Source organism: Mesorhizobium sp. LNHC252B00, assembly GCF_000502955.1.
Classification (GTDB): domain Bacteria; phylum Pseudomonadota; class Alphaproteobacteria; order Rhizobiales; family Rhizobiaceae; genus Mesorhizobium.
Window position 1 is genome coordinate 1 of the sequence record NZ_AYWO01000005.1, and the last position, 17,470, is coordinate 17,470.

A 17,470-nucleotide genomic window follows, 5' to 3' on the forward strand; every position below is an offset into this window, starting at 1 on the left:
CACCATGGTGCTGATTCCCCTCAGAAAACAGCACCACGCCGCCATGCAAAATCATCAAATGTGAGTCAGACCCCCGTTTGGACGAAAATCACCCCTCAAACAGGGTCCTCATTCCATGAAAAATCACAGCGATCTCTCCAGCTGTCACATTATCTTGCGCAACGGCCTCCCCAGTTGGGATGGCTGCGACTCGGGCTGTTCGGCTGTCAGGGCAACGAGGAGATTTTCAATTCGGTCCATGCGCGCTATCAACTCGGCCGGAGGGACCATTTGCGTCATCCGCTCGGCCGGGGCCTTCGCCGTGGCCATTTCGTCCGCTGCCGCCTCAGCTGCCAGCTGTGTCTTGATTTCGCCCATTCTGGTGAGGCCGAGCAATCTGCCTGCTCCGGTCGGATCCATCGCATACTCGGAGCATGACGACCGTGACGAGCACGGCAAGCGCCGTCAGCGCGGCAATCATGGTGGAGCGCTTCAGCTGCGCTGACGTTGGCAAATCTGCGCGGCTGGGAAGGTCGGTGTTGTACATGATTGCGGTTCCTTATGCTGCGACGAACAGGCCGGTGAGCTGATATCCGATCAGCAGGAAACCAGCCGTCATCATGATGACGTTTGCGGTATAGGCGTGGCGCCAGAAGCTGCGTGTCCGGCGCCAGTAGCCCATCACGATCAAGATGGCGCCGAGGCCCGTGAGTTGGCCGATCTCGACATCGACATTGAAGGCCAGCAGGTTCAGCACAAGGCCGTCAGGCGAGATGTTGTATTCGATTATCTTCGTCGACAGACCGAATCCGTGGAAGAAGCCGAAGACCGGCGTCGCGACCTTGGTATTCGGCTGGAAGCCGAGCCATCGCTGGAATGCGCCCATATTGTCGAGTGCCTTGTAGACCACGGACAGGCCGATGATCGCGTCGATGTAGCTGTTGATGCCGACGTTGAAGTAGACGCCAAGCAGCATGGTCGTGGATTGGCCGAGCGCAAACAGGCTGACATAGATGCCGATGTGCTTCATCCGGTAGAGGAAGAAGATCACGCCGAACAGGAACCAGATGTGGTCGTATCCAGTCACCATGTGCTTGGCGCCGAGATAGATGAAGGCTCGGCGGACAGGAGATCGACCTCGTCTACAACCGCCTGGTCGATTTTACCCTTGATTGGCCGGAGCATGCAGCGCTCAGGGCGGCTTATCAGGACGGCGCGGTCGTGGTCACGCCCAATCCGCACAACCATGCGCTTTATGCGAGCAAGCGCGATCTGACATTGCTGTCCGATCCAAAGGCGCTGGAAGCATTGGGCCTTTCGCCGGAGATGCGCTCGCGGCTCGATGGTATTCCGCGGACTACGCTGGTCACGCCCGACAATGCAGATGCCATGTGGCAATCGCGCAAGAACATGTTATTCAAGCCACTCTCCGGTCATGGCAGCAAAGCGGTCTATCGAGGCGACATGGTGACGAAGGGGGTTGGGCCGAGATCGCCCGGGGAGGCTATGTGGCCCAGGCATTTGCTGCACCGGTGCAGCGCATGATCGAGATCGATGGCGCACCCACACCGCGCAAGATGGACGTGCGGCTTTATGCTTACGATGGCCAGGTGCTGGTCGCCGCCGCGCGCCTCTATCAAGGCCAGACCACCAATTTCCGCACACCCGGCGGCGGTTTTGCCCCTGTCCTGGTCGTCTGAACATGGACTGACCAGCTAGAAGCCCAGCGTAGCGAAGGTGAGGATGGCGAGAAGCGGCGACGTCCGCTGCTCCAAGGCCAATCACCCGTTCACGAGCCTGGCATATGCCAGGCGCCGATGCCTTTTCCCGCCATCCAGCTCGGCCCTTGATGAACTGAAAGGCTCACGGCGACTACTTCCTTTCCCAATCTATGAATAGCGGACCTTGCGCGAACTCCGGGATGCGGCGGGGCACGCGAGTGGGATATCGCGCGGGCTTCTTGTGGACCAAGATAATGGCGGTCGCCGAGAGTTCGAGCGCGCGCTTGACTACTTCTCGCGGGCAGACAGGCATGGGATCGACGGTGCCTGTCTGCTGCAACTGGCGCGTCGGCGATGAGCGCGTTACTCACCGCATCAAATTTGATGTACATTCCTTTGGGGAGGTAGCTGGGAGGTTACTCTTGGGCGGGGGTAGTACATGGCATACACTTCACAGCCGTCGTTGCTCGGAATCGAACGTATTCCATCCTACGTCGGACTTAACAACGATGACATGGGGCTTATCAGGGCGTTGAGGTTCACGCCGAAGCGCTATCCAGCGGAGACGGTCATCGTCGGCCAGGGCGAGGCCTGCGATCGCGTATTCATAGTCGAGTCGGGCTGGGGCTGCATTTCTCATGAACTCGCGGGCGGGCAGCGACAAATTCTGGATTTCGCCCTGAGAGGCGATATCATTCTGCCTCAGTCAATCCCGGGCAACGCTCTTGAAACGTTTATGGCTCAAACCGAGCTCTCGGTTTTGGTGACTTCCACCGAGACATTTTTCCCAGCTGCGATGAAGTCGCCCCATCTTTTCTCCCTTATTCTCGAAACGCTGGTACACCGCGCAGCGGTTATCGCTCAACATCTCACCAATGTAGGTAGACGCAGCGCCTTGGCACGTACGGCGCATCTGTTCCTCGAGCTAAGGGCGCGTCTCGAACGAATCGGCTCCGTCACCCGTAACAGCTATGAATGCCCTCTCACCCAGCACGATCTGGCGGACGCTCTCGGCCTCACGCCAATTCACGTCAACCGAATGCTGCGGGAACTGCGCGAGCGTAAGGTCCTCGAATTCCGCAAAGGCCATGTTCGCGTGCTAGACCAACAAGGCCTGACGAAGCTCGCTGGATTCGAAAGCGGCTACATCGAATACTGATGCCTATCGCCCTATCAACACTGACGTTTTCGCATTGCGTGAGGCAATTGCGCTGATACCAACATCGACGTCGCTTCCGACCGGGCGCTCCGGCTTCAGAGCCAGCGATGGGCATTCTCGATGGTAGTCGTGCAGTGATCTATGATGCGGGTTTCGAACGCCGGATCGGCGCCTGTCACCAAAAGCAGGTGGATCGTCTCGACGCCGCGGACGGCCGCCGAATAGCGAAGCGGCATCCAGTCGTCAGCCGCTCCACATGCTGGGATTGTCTCGATCAACTCGGATGATTTACGCTGGCTCAATATCAGCGAAGCAGGAGTTTCCTGGTTAAGTCGACCACACGGTCCCGCTCGGACGTGGGCCAGCCTTGAGGATGGCGCGTCTCGATTGCGAACGCGCCTTCGGAAGTGGCAGTTAACTTGGTGTGGCCATCGCGAAATCTCAGTGCCTTTCTTGTATAGCCAAGGTCCTCCAGCGAGGAAGCAACCGCGTCGCCGCAATATCCAGAAGTTGCGAACAGGATGACGCGTGGGGTGAGGGACGCGATCTCCTCTTTCAATGCCGTGAAATGAGGTTCCGAAAGCCCGCGCCACCGATGCGCAGGCGGCGGCCTGGAACCGCCAATCTCGTCCATTTTGCAAATGTTCGTCCACGCGACCTTGCGGCGACTGGGATCAATCAAATCCAGCATCTGCCAAAAGGCAGATTTGTTTCTCCTCTCAACCATCCACTTGGTGGACGCGAAAACACTTGCCGCCTGATCATGGTTGGAGGCAACCAACTTGCCAAGCGGCCCTGCGCTCTTGCCAACATAAAGCAGTGCAAGCTTACTGCCGGGATCGTATTCGGGGCCGATGCCCGGCGCGAAAACTCCAGATGAAGCCCATCCGGCGTCAACTGAAATGCGATTGCAATCGACGAGTTTTTTCCAAGTTCCTGCGGTTATTGGAAGCGCCCGATCCATATTCTTCCCCCCAAAATTCAAGCGATCAAAGCCGCAGCTGAAGGGGGCGTCAAGTCTATCCCCCTGTTCATCCGCATATGTGAGTGAGCACGGCACTATCCGGGCAGTGCTTGGCGGTCCGACAAAATCGCTCGAGCTCTTGTCAGTGACCTCGAATGGCGCAAACAGTTCTGGCATGCTGGGCGATGCGCGTGGTCAGGGACTGGCGTCCCCGAAAGACGGCACATTAGTGCGGCGCCGATTGCTCCATCTGGCGCGACCGATTTACGCCACCAGGCGCTCGAGCCGTCTGAGATCCGCCTGCACCGACGCTCTCATCATTGCCGCCATGAATGGGAACCAGAAGTTTGCGTTGCCATAGTTGCGGATGACGACTTCGGATCCCTCGCCAACCGGCAGGATAGAATAGTCCACTCCGCCGGCAAATGGTCCGGAGACATACTTCATCCGAACCAAGCGTCCTGGTTCGAACTCGGTGACCTCGGTCACCCATGCAAATGATCGGCCAATAAAGGCACCGTGCCGCCGGACGCGCGTGCCAGTGCCATAGGGCGGCGGCGTAATGCAGCAATCGCGGTGGCTGAGGCCCAGGCGGTCGGTGTTGACGACTCCACCGAACTTGCCCATCTGCGTCCGGGAGGGGTGGCAATCAGTTCTGACTCTACGCCGCCCGTGCTCGGTTGAGAGTGACGATGCTCGATGCACGACCTTATCGCTGTGATAGAAGTAACACCGCGCTGGTGGTGGCTAACCCGGCAGCCTTTGCCACGTTTGCCGTGCTGTTCGGTGGCGGAGAATTTACCGTTGGACGCTATTTCTTGACGGAGCGTATTGCCAATCTGGAAAGCCGAATTGCGCGACGCGACGAGGAAATCACAGACCTGAAGGCCAAGCAGGAAATCCCCGAAATTGAGTTCCCATTGGTGCCTCTATTCGAGATGGCCGAGGTTCTTCCCCCTGCACCGCTCAACTTCCATCGGCTTCTAGTCCAGCGGAAGGAAGACCACCATGTCGGATAACTTGATGCCTCAGCAAAAGGCGGCGCCGAAGCTAATCGTCGTCACCGCGTTCGACCGCGGTGAGACCGGCGACCTACAGCCTGTCTTTGGGCCAGCCGAGCAGTAAGGTGAAGACGGGGCAATAAGGACCGCAAGGGCCTTGGCGACTAAACATGCCGGTGTCATTGCGTGGTCGCGTGATGCCAACCTTCGCTTGGTGAATACGGCGAGCCCACGACGCTCTTTGTAGGCGGTGACGTGCCGGACATGGAGTGAAGTTTGCGCTTGACCCAGGGGCGAACAGTCCGGGTGCCGCTGCGTTGTAGATCAACGCTGGCAGCTGACTTATCCACACCACGGGCGAGGTGTCGGCGGGCAACTCTTCGAACCGCAGACAAATGGCACGGCCAAACCCTCTGACACCAACACCGCGCCCACGTCGCGCCCGTCAGCGAAGAGAAAGCCGCAACTTCGCCCGTAGTTGCAGGCGTAAGTGCCCTCACTTCCGGGCGTACAGGAACAACGAACCATCTTTAGTTCGAGCTTCGCAGAAGCAACCAGTTCTGTAAGGCGCGCCTTCGCCAGACGCCCAAGGTTTCCCTCAGCGTCACACCTCGGCTCTATGCTCTCAGGGGCATTGAAGCCGACCAGCCGGGTCCCCTTTGAGCTGCCGTCGAGCCGAATGGTGTCCCCGTCCGTAATGCTGAACTGTGATCTGGCAAGTGGCACTCTATCCCCTGTGCCCGTTCTCGCGAAGGATGGCATGGTTGGCCATGTGACGTGCCCGCCTTTGACGACCAACGAGTAGATCAGGGACCCGACGACCAGTGCCAAAACGATCCCAAAGGTTCTGGCGAACCTGGCTGCCAAGTACCGCGCTCGCGAGCGAGTGGGCCGCGCCAACGGCGTGGGCGCCAACGCGGCGACGATGGGACTTTGTTCGGGTGCGATTGCGACGGTGCGTAGGTGCTTGGCGGTGCGGGTCCGATGACCTCGTAGAGCTTCGCCCACTGCTTTGCGCTCAGTCGTGTGCGCGGGCCGTACTTCAACAATCTCTCACGCATGTCGAGGAGGAATTTGCGTTGCCATTGGCTGAGGTGGCCGCGAACAAGGGCAGCCTCGACACGGGACTTCAGATCGTCCTCGGGCTCCATTCCGATCGCCCCACTCCTCCCCCTCACACTATCGGGCGGCCGACCGGGTGTGAATAGGTGCGATCGGACTACGACTCGAGAAGCAGGAAACCTGCCTCCATGGCAGCCTCAACGAATACCTTTCGGACCTCGTCCGGGGGCACCTTGCCGTCAATAGCGGCTAAGCAGGCATCTGCCGCCAGATACCACTTGGGGCCTCTATTGGGCCACTGAAGGAGCTGTTCCCTGGCCGCCTGAATGTGGTTGATGTCGCAACGGATATCGCCCGGACCGATGGTCCTAATGGGGACTGGAGAGTGGAAATAGCCAAGGGGCATCAGGGCTCTCGCACGTCGAACGCAACGAACAGCCCCCGTTTGGTGGCACAATCCACAATGAGCGCGACCAACTGACACTCAATGTCAAGAAGGTACGGACTGCGCTCGCGCACACTCCGGATGGTTGTCTTGACGGAAACTATTTTCCCGACCTGATACACTTCGCGAACGAACTCCTTGGCCGTGCGCTGTGCAGGCCAAGCAGGTGCTTGCATGTCCATCCCATCCTCCTCCCAGAGACAGAACGTCAACAGCCAATCTCTGGCGCACATTCTTGAAAAATCAAGAGTCGGAATCGTACAGAACAGGTCGGAACCGGGTTGGCGACATTCCCTCTCGGTCCCTCCGCAGATCTCTTGGGGTGTGGCCTAAGAGGGACAGGTACTCAGTTGTGTCCTCAACCCAGTACCATAGTTGTTAGCGTCTCAGTTTGAAGCGCCTACGCTGAGTAGCGATCATCCATCGTTTGTTAGAAAGTCAGGCATCAAAAAAAGTTTGAAGGACGGCAAATGCCACTGCGACATTTTGGCGGAGCATTCGACGCCGCTGATCTGGCCCTGCTAAAGCGAGTGTTCGACCAACTATGCAAGGAGCGCTTCCTCGCCAAGAAAGACGTGAGGCAGATGGAAGCCCTCGCCAAGGAAGTCGTCAGCGTCTTCCAGAACGGGATCACAGACGAAGCGGACCTATTGCAGGCCCTTTCTAAGCGCCGCAGAGCCAGGCGAGGCATTACCAGAGCACCTAGCTAGGAGTAAGGAACATCCCTTCCTCGTTGGCAGCACTCTCGAATGCCTTACGGGCCTCCTGAGTTGGCATCTGATCAGCCAGGCAGGCCATGCAGATGCGCACCGCATAGTTCCATTTAGGGCCACGCTTGGTCCACTTCAGGAGTTCCTCGGCGGCGCGTTCCACGTTGTTGACGTGGTAGCACATCCCTGCCCGCTCGCAGCTCACGGGGACTGGAGAGTAGAACCAATGGCGAGCCATCAGGGCTCTTTAAGATCGAAGCACACGAACTGCCCGTGGAGCGTGGCCCGGTCGACAATGATTTCGACCAGTTCACAGTCTGTCTCTCGCAAATACGGATTTGATAATCGGACTGCCGCAACGGCTTCTTTGACCGAGACGATGCTGCCGCATCGGACGTGATGGATAGCTGCCTCTATCGCCTCTTTGGCGGTAGGACGGAACGCTTGAGCCGTCATAGCCCTCCTCCCTCCCCAGGGAAGAAAAACCCAAGCATTATCTAAGGGCCACCCCCGCGAATAAATCAATGTTCGGAACGTACCGAACCGAGGGGATGGACCTTACGGGGGCTCAGGGGGTTTCGGACGGTTCGTCTCGCCCTTTCAGATCAAGCAAAGCAAGCAGTGCCCCGATGGCGCCAGGCAGTTCCGCCTCGATCTTCAGATCTAACACCTTGTGGAGGTAATGACGGGTCTCATCGGACGCAATCATCCGCCGAACAGCGTTCGCGGCCGACATCTGCCCTGATTGATAACGCTCGGCCATGATTGGGACTACTCCACCCCAGAGCGTCAAACTCGTTCGGGACAGTATGGTTCCATCAGAGATCACCTCGGGCAACCCTGCGTTTCAGGTCGACAGCGTTCAGAAGATCTACCAGATCGTCGGCATATTCCATGTCGAGGTCGATGGCTTCGTGGCCCTCGTACACAGCCGGCTGACCAGTGAAGACGTCGAACACCGTCCAGGACTCGTCGTGTTCTTTCCTAAGGTCGTACCGCATCGATACCATTAGGGAAGTCTAATGTAGGTCGGGACTGTTTGGTAGAAATTTCTGAGCGGGTGATCGGATAACAGGCACGCGCGCTGACCCCCCGTGCTCCCTCATTTCCTCCACGCGTGTGCGGCGAGGCCGCTTGACCTAACACGCTGCGAGCACAAGCTTCGTCATGCGTCAGTGCAGGATTTTAGGGAAGGAACTTAGCCTTAGACTAAGAAGGGGCGTCGATAAGCACGCACGGAGTCAACTTTCTCGACGAATGGATAGCAGGACATCTTCCAAACGCCATCACCGAGATCCGCCGCGATACAGGGGGAATGAAAAGCCGGCGGTCGTCTTGGGGACGGCGTCGCCGGCAAGTGGCAGGCTGTTGGGCGGGGGTGGGCGGTAGCCTGCCATCCATCATTGCCGGCAGTATGATCTTAAGTGATCAGATTAGCTAGTGGTGATTTAGCGCAAATCCAACTCCAAATTTGCATCCGAGCGTGCCGCCCGGCCATGCGGCCCGACACCTTTTGACAGAGGAATGCCAACAAGGCGCCGGGCCTGACCGACGAACTAGCCCGCCGGTCATGCGCTGGTCGGTCACGCCTACAGCCGGGCAAACTTGTCTAGATGCAGGCGTATCCGCTGGCCTTCGGCGAAGGCGAGGGCGACCGATTCCAGTTCGAATGATTGGGTTAGTTCCTGATCTTCCTCGACCACACGGACGAACCATTCGCCGCAGGCTTCTATCACTTCGATGCAAGGACGACCCTTGCCGATCTCGCTATCCATCGCATTGCCTCCCCGCAATATGAGGACAATCGCGAATTTATATGAGTGCTGAATCGGCCATGCAAGGCTGGGTACAAATCGTACAAACTGTAGGGAGTGCCAGCGTCAAGGCCGGTCTGATCTTCGCCTGGCCAGATCCGGAACATTCCTGATAGTTTCCTTGACGGCAGGGGCCCCAACGCTCCTGCAAGTCCCTTGATCCTGGGGCGGCCCGTCGCTGCCGTGAATGGGGCGGCGGGCGTTGTTGCACCCCATTCTTGTCGGCCATCCAGCGGCTCTCCTCCAGCGCTGCTACTTTCAACGGTGGCGATCGTCTTCGGTGCGGGCAGGGTTGCCTTGGCCGGGGGAGGGTGCCAGACGGGGCGCGCTTGCCGCAACCGATATGCCCGCAGACCCGCTCGAAGGCCTACACACGCGGGCCGAGGACGAATATCGCCAGCAGCACGACAAAAAGCACGGTGGCGATCACGACACCCCACTTGAGGACTTTTCTGGTGCCGCGCTGTTCATCGTCGCGAGATAAATTCTCCGCCATTGCAGAATTCCTACCGTGAACTTCGATTAATCGAAACGTGGAGCGTCTAGGCCGGTTCCCCTCGCCGCGTGCAAATGCCGTCACCGCGCTCGTGGTGTTCCAAGCAAAACCAAGGCGATGGCTGTTTCGGTCTGGCAAAGCGCACGCTTCACGCATGCGTCAAACTCGCAGACGTGATTTTCGATCCGCGCTGACGCACGCGGGACCGCTGTTCCTTCGGCAAGTCACCTCGGTTCATCGCTCATGGCGACAAGATTCCCACAGCACGACCCGATCGACGCCCGCTGCTCACTTGGAGACCGCCATGGCCCGGTCTATCTATGCACGTCATCGGCTGCGCCGGGCCTGTTCAGCCGAGGCGCCAGGAATTCCGTTATCGGCAGGCGCTATCGCGGCCATGAATCCGGCGAGGCGGAGAAGCTGTTGGCATGCCTGCAGCGCTCGGTTCCGTTGCCGAGCCGGCGATGTGCAACAATGCGAGTGGAGTTTTCGCGGCCGTGTAACGACGTGCTGTGCGACGGCCACTCCGTCGAGTCCGGACCACAGAGCACCGGCAGTTTTTTTTTGGGAACACCAGCGCCGACTGGCCGTTTGGTGGGTATCTGACTTGGACAGAGAGGAGCTCAAGAAATGCCAACTCCGAGTGGCCATACCGACGCCATCCGTGCCTCGCGCGTGATTGGCACAACTGTTTACAACACGGNAGTTCAGACGTGTGCTCTTCCGATCTGGGTATCTGACTTGGACAGAGAGGAGCTCAAGAAATGCCAACTCCGAGTGGCCATACCGACGCCATCCGTGCCTCGCGCGTGATTGGCACAACTGTTTACAACACGGCGGGTGAGGAAATTGGTACGATCGACGACGTGATGCTCGAAAAGACTGCGAATGGCATCATGTTCGCAGTGATTTCCTTTGGCGGGTTTCTGGGCATCGGTGAAAGATACCACGCAGTGCCATGGTCCCTCTTGGATTATGATCCGGACCGCGGCGGATACGTTGTCTCTTTCAGCACAGATCAGCTCAAGGCCGCGCCCGCCTACTCGATCGATGAACTCACCGTCGACGATGGAAGGCCGGCCCGCGAAGCTTCGTATCGATATTGGAGGGTCGAACCCTACTGGCACTGATCTTGATGCCAGCCCTTACGGCGTATGCTGATGTGGCGCGCGAATGCGCGCCCCCCGTCGTCACATCCGAAAGGACCAGCGCTCGAAAAGCAGGATTGGGACGCGATCCGAGGCAGCGAGGTTCTTCCGGATGGTGTGCCGCCAGACGGCGACAGTCGCAACGCCACCGAGAAGAGTGGTGAATTGCCCGACGAAGAGGACGATAACGCGTACCAGAACAGCGACGAAGCGCTGCCGGATGACGAGGAAGAGCGTCTCATTTCGCAGAACCCCTCGAAGCTGGACATCGACGAGCCGTAGAATTCCCTCAGTCGCAAAGCTGAACGGCGATGGTCTCGAACACTCCGTAATTCGAAGCGGCCGAACCTGCCGACTGATGGTCAGCCCTTTGGTGCACCACCATCGAATTCAACGGCAGGGCAGTTGAAATCCGGGGTGAAAAAACCTGACGGAAGACAATCAATTCAAGGGAACCTCTCCGAAAAATGCTCGTTGGTTGTGGCAATGCACATGAACCGATGGAGGCTTACATGATTACGAAAATCCTCTCCGCGTCCCTGCTCACCATCGCCTTGGCTACCTCGGCCATGGCGCAATCGAATGGTTCAAGTTCCACCACGACCCAGGCGGGCAGCACGACCGGCACCAACGGCACCATGGGCACCGGCTCCGGTACGCCGACAACATCTGTCGATCCAAACGCGACAAATTCGACGAGGGGCCCAAACGGCATGAATGATCGCTGCAAGGACACGGCGGGCAACGATGTCGACAACAACACCGCCAGCGGCACGGCAACGTCGAACGTTCAGAACTGCAACAAATAAGCGCCTGCCTGAAAGCGCTGCCGGTTTGTTCACTTCCAGTGAATGCACAACCGGCAGCATGTTCACGGCCGCAAGAGAAGGTGGCGGATCCATGGGTCGACAGCCTGCGTCCATCCGGCAAGCAAGGTCGGGGCTCTTATGGGCCGAGGGCATATTGGCGGCCGTCGGCCTCGGCTTGGCGGTCTGGTTCGTCCAGGCAAACCACCGCGAGAGCCTGCGCGAGACTACGATCATGCAGGCGGTCGGCGGCGACGCCGAGCGCGGCATTCCGGCGATGATCCGCAATGGCTGCGGCGGATGCCACGAAATTCCTGGTGTCCCCGGTGCTCAAGGCACGGTCGGGCCTTCCTTGCGGGGCGTTGCGCAGAGAACGTATGCGGCAGGCACCGTCTTGCGAACCTCTCCAGATGCAATGATGCGCTGGATCAGCAGAGCGCGGGACGTCGATCCGAGGACGGCCATGCCCAACACCAACCTGTCAGAGCAGGAGGCGCGCGACATCACCGCCTATCTCTACGCACGAACGTGAAACGGCCTGGGTGCAGATTCCTCGCTCGCATTCCCGACGGACGGCCGCTTCACATTTGTCTTGCAATTGCTCCATGGCGCCTTGCGAGCAGGAACGCCAAAACGACCATAAATCCCGCTCCACCAGCCACCAGAGCCTGTGCTGCCAGCAGCATGACCGTCTGTTCTGTTGTCGAGCCCGCCCGCATCTGGCGCACGTCGGCTGCCGTGACGCTTACTTCGGGATTTCCGAACCGCGCGGTCACATAATTGGCAAGGCTCGTCACCTGGCTGTCATCCAGCCAGTCGCCAAAGGCCGCCATCGATTTGCGGCCGGCCACGTCGCCCGCCCTGACGCCGGCTAGGATCGTCATGACGACGTTCTCGGGAGCAGCGGCGCCGAGCACACTGTTGCGGGTGAGCGACGGATAGGAGCCGTCCGCCGATCCCTCTCCATTCCCCCCGTGGCATCCCGCGCAGAGCGACCGATAAAGATCGGCGCCTGCCGAGTTGCCGCTGCCCTGCGCCGTGGTCCTCGATGAGTCATTGGCCGTGGCAACAGGCGGATTGCTCCATGCGAAACGCGGCCGCTTCTCCTCGCCTGATTGGGCAGGCACATCCCTTAGATAGGTGACCATGGCTCGAATATCGTCATCCGAGAGGTGTTGCAGACTGTTCATGACTGTTTCGGCCATCGGACCGCCTGCATAGGCTTTCGCAGGCACGGCGCCAGTCTTGAGAAATCGAAACAGTTCGTCGTCGCTCCAGCTGCCTATGCCCGCGATCTTGTCATTGGTGATGTTAAAAGCCTGCCAGATGCCAGCGGTGCCGCCGGCAAGCTTGCGATCTTCATCCATGCCGAATGTGGTGTTCCTCGGTGTGTGACAGGCGCCGCAGTGGCCAAGGACCTCGACCAGGTAGCTGCCCCTGTTCCAAGCTCCGGTTCGGCTCCGATCCGGTGCGAAGCCGCCGACATGGACATTCGCAAGTTTCCACAGCCCGAGCGCCCAACGCTGGTTGAATGGAAAGGGAAGGATATTGCTCGGTCGGGGCTGGGCGATCGGCACTTGCGTGAGCAGATAGGCGCGGATCGCCAGCACGTCCTCGCGGGTCATTCTGGCAAAGCTGTCAAAGGGCATGGCCGGGTAAAGATCGGCCCCGTCGCGCCTGACGCCTTCCCGAACCGCCCGCACGAACTCGTCGGCGGAATAGCGCCCGATGCCAGTATCGAGGTCCGGTGTGATGTTGGTCGAATAGACATCGCCGAAGGGGGTTGGCACGCGGTAGCCTCCGGCGAACGGGCGGCTCGGGTTGGACGTGTGGCAGCCGACGCAATCGGCGGCACGGGCGAGATACTCGCCTTTCTGGATTTCATCCGCCCGCAGCTGTGTGCACGGAGCCAACAATGTCAAGGCGACCGTGATGATCTGAAAGACGAGGCCCAAGGGTGCAGGGATTGCGATAAGCCGAAGCGAAGCCTTCCGACAACAGATAGCCGACCGCAAGCTCTTGCGCATGGTCACAATTCGCACCCGGTGAAGATCAGTCCGGCCGCCATTTGCGCCAGCATGATGAGCATGAACAGCGTTCCGATGCCGACCGAAGTTCTGGCTAGAAACGCACGCGTGCGTGCCTTCAGGGGCGGGCTCGTGCCGTGCCTGCGGTCATGGGCGGCGCGCCACGACAACAGGACGCCCGCCGTCGCGACGGCGACACCGATCAGGGAGAACAAGGCGGTGGGGCGAAAGCCGGTGTGGCATTGCCAGTACGCAATCGCATAATCGAGCTGCAGCGATACCGCCCACGCGGTTGGTCCGGCCGCCAGGCCTGCCCAGGAAATACCGGTGCGGATCGCCTGCATCTTAGATCCTCGGAACCCAATAGATGATGAGATAGAGCACGACCCACGAGACGACCACGAAGTCCCAGTAGAAGGCGTTGTCCGACACGTCGCTGAGACGGCGTCCGGCCTTGCCTTTTTGCGTGAACATGAGAACCGCAAGCACGATTGTGTCCATGACATCGGTAAGAAGATGTGAGGTGTGAAGACCGAGCAGGAACCAGACAATCGACCCGTAGGCATTCTGGTCCCAGGAGATCCGGAGCGCAGGAAATTCCCAGATGCGAACGATCAGGGGAAGAATTCCGGCAATCGACATGATCACAATGCCAATGCGGACCTTGGTGAGATCCTGCCGCCGCGCCCAAAGCTCCACCAGATGGTTGGGGACGACGCTCGCAAGCAGCATGATCAATATCGTCGTGCCTGGCAAAAGATCGGGCGCCGGCGCGCCAATCGGCCAATGCTTGGCCAGCACGGCCAGATAGAAATAGGTACCGATCGCCAAGGCAAAACCGGTTGCTTCCAGAGCGATGAAGGCAAGGGTTCCCCACCACATGGGGCTTGCGGCGCCGAAATCATATGTCGGCAGATGGCTGACGTCGGCGACCGGGCGGTGTCTCATTCCTCGTCCTCCGGCTCGCCTTTCGGCCAGAACCAGCAGATAAAGCTGATCGAGACCGGTATTGCACCCCACACCACGGCCCATGGCGTGTAGATCGAACCGAGAAACGCGCCGCCCACCGCGATGGCCGAAAGCAGCGGCCAGATCGAATTGCCGGCCGATGGCTGGCGCAGTTGCGGCACCGCGTCGGCGACCGTGCTGGCAAGCACTTCGCGGGCATCGACGCGCAAGCCCTCGACGACCGGAAGCGTGTCGGGCTCATCCCAGAGCGGCTCCCTATGCCTTACGACGGGCAGGCGCGAAAAGTCGTAGGAAGGCGGCGGCGACGTCGTCGCCCATTCCAGCGTGCTCGCCCCCCAGGGATTGTCTCCGGCAATGCTGCCGCCGCGAAGGCTGAGCAGGACGTTCAGGAAAAAAAGCGCAAAGCCGGCGAACACCACCAGCGACGAGACGCTGACGAACAGGTTCATCTCGCCCCAGCCGCTTGCCGGCGGATAAGTGTAGACGCGGCGCGGCATGCCCTGCAGGCCGAGAATGTGCATGGGAAAGAAAGTGAGATTGAAACCGATGAAGACCAGCCAGAAATTCCAGCGGCCGAGCCTCTCGGACAGCATGCGACCGGTGATCTTGGGAAACCAGTAATAGACGGCGCCGAGCAAAGGGAAGACGGCGCCGCCGATCAGCACATAGTGGAGATGCGCGACCACGAAATAGGTATCGTGCACCTGCAGGTCGAGCGGCACCGAGGCGACCATGACCCCGGTCAGGCCGCCGATCACGAAGGTGAAGATAAAGCCGAGTACGAAAAGCATGGGCGTGGCGAAGATCGGCCGGCCGCCCCAGATCGCCGCAATCCAGCAGAATATCTGGATGCCGCTCGGAATGGCGATCATCATCGAGGAGGCGGTGAAGAAGCTCTCGCCGAGCTGCGGCAGGCCGGTGGCGAACATGTGATGCACCCACAGCCCAAAGGAAAGCAAGCCAATAGCTATCAGTGACAGCACGATCCCAAGATAGCCGAACACCGGTCGGCGGACGAAGGTGGGCAGGATCGCGGAGACGAAGCCGGTTGCCGGAATGAAGATGATGTAGACCTCAGGATGTCCAAAGAACCAGAAGAGGTGTTGCCACAGCAGCACATCGCCTCCGGCTGCGGGATCGAAAAATTTGGTGCCGACCAGCCGGTCGAGGATCAGCATCGTGCTTGACACCATCACCGCGGGCATGGCGAACAGTATGACGAACGCCATAATCAGGACCGACCAGACATAGAGCGGGATACGATCGAGCGTCATGCCCGGTGCGCGTTGCTTGAAAACCGTCGCGATGATCTCGACGGCAACCGCCAGTGCCGACACTTCCGTGTAGGTCACCATCTGCGCCCAGAAGTCGGGGCGCTTGCCGATTCCATATTCGGGCCCGGCGACCGGCACGTAGGAGAACCAGCCGGCATCCGCCCCCGTGTCGAATGCGAAGGCGATCCAGATCATCAGGCCACCCGAAAGATAGACCCAATAGCTGAAGGCGTTGAGCCGCGGGAACGCGACGTTGCGGGTGCCGATCATCAGCGGCACAAGGTAGATCGCGAACGCCTCCATTATCGGCACGGCGAACAAAAACATCATCGTCGTGCCGTGCATGGTGAAGAGCTGGTTGTAGAAATCGGGGCCGATATGACCGGCCTCGGGCGTTGCGAGCTGAAACCGCATGGCGAGCGCCGACAGGCCCGCCAGGACGAGGAACAGAAAGGCTGTTACCATATAGCGCCGGCCGATCAGCTTGTGGTCGACCGTCACCAGCCAGCCATACAGACCTTTCGGTGTCTGCCAGGCATGCGCCAGAAAGGCGTGCAGCCGCGCCTCCTCGAGGCCGGTGTCGCGTATGCCTTTTAGACCCTTTTCCTGCTTTTGCCCGACTGCCTTTCCCGCGATGCCGCTCATTCGAGGCTTCCAAGATAGGTGGCGACCGCGTTGAGATCGTCGGCGCTGAGCGCAACACGCGGCATTTTGGCGCCGGGTTTCGTCGACTGCGGATCGGCGATCCATGCGGCAAGCGCACCGGGTGTCATCGCCAGCGTATCGGCGGCCAATGCGCGTCGGCTTGCGAGATGAGTAAGATCGGGCCCAATGGTTCCGTTGGCCGGCGTGCCCCTTACAGTGTGGCAGAGCGCGCAGCCGGTGGAAAGAAAGGCTTGCTGGCCGCGGCGTTCTTCGTCTCCGACGGGCGCGGCTGCGGCGGCATCTTGCCTCGATCGCCACATGTCGAACGCCTCGCGGCTTTCCGCGATGACGGTGATGGCCATATGGGCGTGCTGGTAGCCGCAGAACTCGGCGCATTGGCCTCGGTAGACGCCGGGCTTATCGGCAATGAGGGTGAGTTCGCTCGGCCGGCCCGGGATGAGGTCCCGTTTGCCACCGAGGGCTGGCACCCAGAAGCTGTGAATGACGTCCGGCGAATCGAGCTTGATCTTGACGGGCTCGCCGACAGGGACATGGATTTCATTGGCCGTGACGATCATCCGCGATGGATTATCGCCGGGATAGCGTATCTCCCACCACCATTGATGTCCGGTGATGCGAACGGTGAGCGTCGCTGTCCCGCTCAGCGAGGCAACGGATCGGCCCGCGAAGAAGCTCGTTAACGTCAGCGCAGCCAAGATTAACACGGTCGACGCTGTAGCGCCTACGACAGCGCGGCCGAACCGGCGCTCCCGGTGGTTGTCGATACGCAGCGGCGGATGGCCTGCTCTCGCCCGGCGCCGGTGGAAAAGCGCCATTGCCATTGTCACCATGACAAGCAGCCATGTTGTCGTCGCAACCGCGCCAAAGGACCAGATGAGATCAAGAATGCTGCGGGCATTGGAACCACGCGCATGGAGCGCGGATTGCCAGTCGCTGCATCCCGTCAAGGCCAATATTGAGGCGGTGCCGGCCGGGTTCGCGATGCCTGCAAGGTGATTGCCGAACGAGCTTCGAGCTGGATGCGAAAGGCTAGCCGATACGGATGGTCGTCTCCGTTTCCTGGGGCGGACCACCGGGCTCGTGCACCTTGCCATGAAGAATCACCATCAATGCCAGAGGCCATAACGCGATTGGTTGTAAAAGGATGCCTTGGCAACAACCCTTCAGTTCAAGGAATGTGACATGGCGGGAAGCAGGGCCTGCCGGCTCAAGCGCTGGGCGGACGCAAC

24 protein-coding genes and 4 pseudogenes are annotated in these 17,470 nt (G+C 59.7%); 9 read left to right on the forward strand and 19 right to left on the reverse strand.

Features of this window, described 5'->3' with window-relative positions; genetic code table 11:
- Positions 1 to 300: 300 nt before the first annotated feature.
- A pseudogene (locus X744_RS1000000174980) lies at positions 301 to 526 on the reverse strand (hypothetical protein); the annotation flags it as partial.
- Between the two features lie 12 nt (positions 527 to 538).
- A pseudogene (locus X744_RS0136220) lies at positions 539 to 1,093 on the reverse strand (HupE/UreJ family protein); the annotation flags it as partial.
- A 107-nt stretch (positions 1,094 to 1,200) separates the two neighbouring features.
- Here X744_RS0136220 and X744_RS1000000174985 point away from each other — a divergent pair.
- A complete protein-coding gene (locus X744_RS1000000174985) occupies positions 1,201 to 1,524 on the forward strand; it encodes a hypothetical protein (RefSeq protein WP_023758263.1) in 324 nt (107 codons plus the stop codon).
- Positions 1,521 to 1,679 (forward strand): hypothetical protein, encoded by a 159-nt coding sequence (locus X744_RS1000000174990; RefSeq protein ID WP_023758264.1) that lies wholly within the window; start codon positions 1,521 to 1,523, stop codon positions 1,677 to 1,679. The genes X744_RS1000000174985 and X744_RS1000000174990 overlap by 4 nt, the downstream gene beginning before the upstream one ends.
- 172 nt (positions 1,680 to 1,851) lie before the next feature.
- Here the strand turns inward: X744_RS1000000174990 and X744_RS1000000171710 are convergent.
- Positions 1,852 to 2,065, reverse strand: a pseudogene (locus X744_RS1000000171710) (JAB domain-containing protein); the annotation flags it as partial.
- A gap of 74 nt (positions 2,066 to 2,139) precedes the next feature.
- On the opposite strand from X744_RS1000000171710, the gene X744_RS161290 reads away from it, so the two are divergent.
- Positions 2,140 to 2,859 (forward strand): Crp/Fnr family transcriptional regulator, encoded by a 720-nt coding sequence (locus X744_RS161290; RefSeq protein WP_023758265.1) that lies wholly within the window; start codon positions 2,140 to 2,142, stop codon positions 2,857 to 2,859.
- 95 nt (positions 2,860 to 2,954) lie between these two features.
- Here the strand turns inward: X744_RS161290 and X744_RS1000000173475 are convergent, their stop codons facing one another.
- The 3 genes from X744_RS1000000173475 to X744_RS161280 all read right to left on the reverse strand — a co-directional run bounded on the left by X744_RS1000000173475 (position 2,955) and on the right by X744_RS161280 (position 4,450).
- Positions 2,955 to 3,095 carry a hypothetical protein gene (locus tag X744_RS1000000173475; protein WP_023758266.1) on the reverse strand — a complete coding sequence of 47 codons (141 nt, stop codon included), beginning with the start codon at positions 3,093 to 3,095 and terminating at the stop codon, positions 2,955 to 2,957.
- Between the two features lie 68 nt (positions 3,096 to 3,163).
- Positions 3,164 to 3,823, reverse strand: coding sequence for a hypothetical protein (locus tag X744_RS161285; protein WP_023758267.1), 660 nt, complete (start codon positions 3,821 to 3,823; stop codon positions 3,164 to 3,166).
- Positions 3,824 to 4,087: 264 nt separating this feature from the next.
- On the reverse strand, positions 4,088 to 4,450 hold the full coding sequence (locus X744_RS161280) for an SRPBCC family protein (protein ID WP_023758268.1): 363 nt from the start codon (positions 4,448 to 4,450) through the stop codon (positions 4,088 to 4,090).
- 65 nt (positions 4,451 to 4,515) lie between these two features.
- Between X744_RS161280 and X744_RS1000000170880 the strand changes: the two genes are divergently transcribed.
- Both X744_RS1000000170880 and X744_RS01000000169410 read left to right on the forward strand, forming a co-directional pair.
- Entirely contained in the window at positions 4,516 to 4,842 is a 327-nt protein-coding gene (locus X744_RS1000000170880; RefSeq protein ID WP_245266499.1) for a hypothetical protein, read from the forward strand.
- A pseudogene (locus tag X744_RS01000000169410) lies at positions 4,832 to 5,097 on the forward strand (hypothetical protein). Before X744_RS1000000170880 ends, X744_RS01000000169410 begins: the two are co-directional and overlap by 11 nt.
- Positions 5,098 to 6,043: 946 nt before the next feature.
- Here the strand turns inward: X744_RS01000000169410 and X744_RS161275 are convergent.
- The 8 genes from X744_RS161275 to X744_RS1000000175940 form a co-directional block, all read right to left on the reverse strand.
- Positions 6,044 to 6,292, reverse strand: a complete 249-nt coding sequence (locus X744_RS161275) for a DUF982 domain-containing protein (protein ID WP_023758270.1) — start codon at positions 6,290 to 6,292, stop codon at positions 6,044 to 6,046.
- Positions 6,292 to 6,513, reverse strand: coding sequence for a hypothetical protein (locus X744_RS161270; protein WP_023758271.1), 222 nt, complete (start codon positions 6,511 to 6,513; stop codon positions 6,292 to 6,294). The genes X744_RS161275 and X744_RS161270 overlap by 1 nt, the downstream gene beginning before the upstream one ends.
- Before the next feature lie 520 nt (positions 6,514 to 7,033).
- Positions 7,034 to 7,279, reverse strand: coding sequence for a DUF982 domain-containing protein (locus tag X744_RS161260; RefSeq protein WP_023758273.1), 246 nt, complete (start codon positions 7,277 to 7,279; stop codon positions 7,034 to 7,036).
- Positions 7,279 to 7,497 (reverse strand): hypothetical protein, encoded by a 219-nt coding sequence (locus X744_RS161255; RefSeq protein ID WP_023758274.1) that lies wholly within the window; start codon positions 7,495 to 7,497, stop codon positions 7,279 to 7,281. The genes X744_RS161260 and X744_RS161255 overlap by 1 nt, the downstream gene beginning before the upstream one ends.
- Before the next feature lie 112 nt (positions 7,498 to 7,609).
- Complete coding sequence (locus X744_RS161250) at positions 7,610 to 7,804, reverse strand: hypothetical protein (RefSeq protein ID WP_023758275.1); 195 nt, start codon at positions 7,802 to 7,804, stop codon at positions 7,610 to 7,612.
- Positions 7,805 to 7,859: 55 nt separating this feature from the next.
- The gene (locus X744_RS161245; protein ID WP_023758276.1) at positions 7,860 to 8,051 is read right to left on the reverse strand and encodes a hypothetical protein; all 192 of its coding nucleotides are present in this window, start codon (positions 8,049 to 8,051) and stop codon (positions 7,860 to 7,862) included.
- 579 nt (positions 8,052 to 8,630) lie between these two features.
- Positions 8,631 to 8,816, reverse strand: a complete 186-nt coding sequence (locus tag X744_RS161240) for a hypothetical protein (RefSeq protein WP_023758277.1) — start codon at positions 8,814 to 8,816, stop codon at positions 8,631 to 8,633.
- 406 nt (positions 8,817 to 9,222) lie between these two features.
- Positions 9,223 to 9,351 carry a hypothetical protein gene (locus tag X744_RS1000000175940; RefSeq protein WP_023758278.1) on the reverse strand — a complete coding sequence of 43 codons (129 nt, stop codon included), beginning with the start codon at positions 9,349 to 9,351 and terminating at the stop codon, positions 9,223 to 9,225.
- Between the two features lie 764 nt (positions 9,352 to 10,115).
- On the opposite strand from X744_RS1000000175940, the gene X744_RS161235 reads away from it, so the two are divergent.
- The 4 genes from X744_RS161235 to X744_RS161225 all read left to right on the forward strand — a co-directional run bounded on the left by X744_RS161235 (position 10,116) and on the right by X744_RS161225 (position 11,837).
- On the forward strand, positions 10,116 to 10,481 hold the full coding sequence (locus tag X744_RS161235) for a PRC-barrel domain-containing protein (RefSeq protein ID WP_023758279.1): 366 nt from the start codon (positions 10,116 to 10,118) through the stop codon (positions 10,479 to 10,481).
- 30 nt (positions 10,482 to 10,511) lie between these two features.
- Positions 10,512 to 10,781, forward strand: a complete 270-nt coding sequence (locus X744_RS161230) for a hypothetical protein (protein ID WP_245266502.1) — start codon at positions 10,512 to 10,514, stop codon at positions 10,779 to 10,781.
- Positions 10,782 to 11,011: 230 nt separating this feature from the next.
- Entirely contained in the window at positions 11,012 to 11,308 is a 297-nt protein-coding gene (locus tag X744_RS0136240; protein WP_031259823.1) for a hypothetical protein, read from the forward strand.
- A gap of 154 nt (positions 11,309 to 11,462) precedes the next feature.
- Positions 11,463 to 11,837, forward strand: coding sequence for a c-type cytochrome (locus X744_RS161225; protein ID WP_023758284.1), 375 nt, complete (start codon positions 11,463 to 11,465; stop codon positions 11,835 to 11,837).
- Between the two features lie 49 nt (positions 11,838 to 11,886).
- Here the strand turns inward: X744_RS161225 and X744_RS161220 are convergent, their stop codons facing one another.
- The 5 genes from X744_RS161220 to coxB form a co-directional block, all read right to left on the reverse strand.
- Entirely contained in the window at positions 11,887 to 13,095 is a 1,209-nt protein-coding gene (locus tag X744_RS161220; protein ID WP_348626151.1) for a cytochrome c, read from the reverse strand.
- A gap of 239 nt (positions 13,096 to 13,334) precedes the next feature.
- Positions 13,335 to 13,676 carry a hypothetical protein gene (locus X744_RS161215; RefSeq protein WP_023758286.1) on the reverse strand — a complete coding sequence of 114 codons (342 nt, stop codon included), beginning with the start codon at positions 13,674 to 13,676 and terminating at the stop codon, positions 13,335 to 13,337.
- A gap of 1 nt (position 13,677) precedes the next feature.
- Entirely contained in the window at positions 13,678 to 14,280 is a 603-nt protein-coding gene (locus tag X744_RS161210; RefSeq protein WP_023758287.1) for a cytochrome c oxidase subunit 3, read from the reverse strand.
- Positions 14,277 to 16,220: a cytochrome c oxidase subunit I gene (gene ctaD, locus X744_RS161205; RefSeq protein ID WP_023758288.1), complete on the reverse strand. Its 1,944-nt coding sequence runs from the start codon at positions 16,218 to 16,220 to the stop codon at positions 14,277 to 14,279. Before ctaD ends, X744_RS161210 begins: the two co-directional genes overlap by 4 nt.
- A complete protein-coding gene (gene coxB / locus X744_RS161200) occupies positions 16,217 to 17,335 on the reverse strand; it encodes a cytochrome c oxidase subunit II (RefSeq protein ID WP_084025261.1) in 1,119 nt (372 codons plus the stop codon). Before coxB ends, ctaD begins: the two co-directional genes overlap by 4 nt.
- Positions 17,336 to 17,470: the final 135 nt, after the last annotated feature.